This is a genomic window from Actinoplanes nipponensis, from assembly GCF_016862275.1.
GTDB lineage: Bacteria > Actinomycetota > Actinomycetes > Mycobacteriales > Micromonosporaceae > Actinoplanes > Actinoplanes nipponensis.
Genome location: NZ_BOMQ01000119.1, coordinates 1 through 680 on the forward strand (window position 1 = coordinate 1; position 680 = coordinate 680).

The window sequence follows — 680 nt, forward strand, 5'->3', positions numbered from 1 at the left end:
CGAGGCGCTGGTGTCGATCGTCGCGGCCGCGGCGGCCGGGGCGTTCACGACCGTGACGACGCCGGCGGCCAGCGCGGTCAGCGCCGCGGATGCCGCCACCAGCCAGCGGCGGCGTCGGTTCTTCGATGGTGTCACGAAAGTCCTCCGGGGAATGCGATGAGGTGGGGGAAATCGGGGGGGTGCTATCCGGCCCGGCTCAGCTGCCACTGCTGGTTGGCGCCGTTCCAGTCGGCGTACTGCACGATGTTGCCGCCGTCGGCCGTCGAGGCGCCCTGCACCTCGACCGCCTTGCCGCTGTTGCGGTTGATCAGCTGGATGTAGCCGTCGACGGCCTGAATGCTGAACTGCTGGTTGGCGGCGTTGTTGTCGCTCCACTGCACGACCGAGCCGCCATCGGCGGTGGACGCGTTGGCGACGTCCAGCACCTTGCCGGACAACCGCGACCTGAGCCGGTAGAAGCCGCCACCGGAGTCGACGAACTGCCACTGCTGCTGGCTGCCGTTGTTCCGGCTCCACTGGGTGATCCGCGCGCCGTCGGTGGTGGCCAGGTTGTAGACGTCGATCACCTTGCTGCTGTTGCGGTTGACCAGCACGTACCAGGCGCTCGTGTCCACCGGCGACGAGCCGCCTCCGCCGCTGCCGGCGTTGAGGGCGTTCAGGACGGCGGTGTAGGCGGCTTT

1 pseudogene is annotated in these 680 nt (G+C 69.1%); it reads right to left on the reverse strand.

Features of this window, described 5'->3' with window-relative positions:
* Window positions 1-191: 191 nt before the first annotated feature.
* Window positions 192-659 (reverse strand): annotated as a pseudogene (locus tag Ani05nite_RS40715) (RICIN domain-containing protein); the annotation flags it as partial.
* Window positions 660-680: the final 21 nt, after the last annotated feature.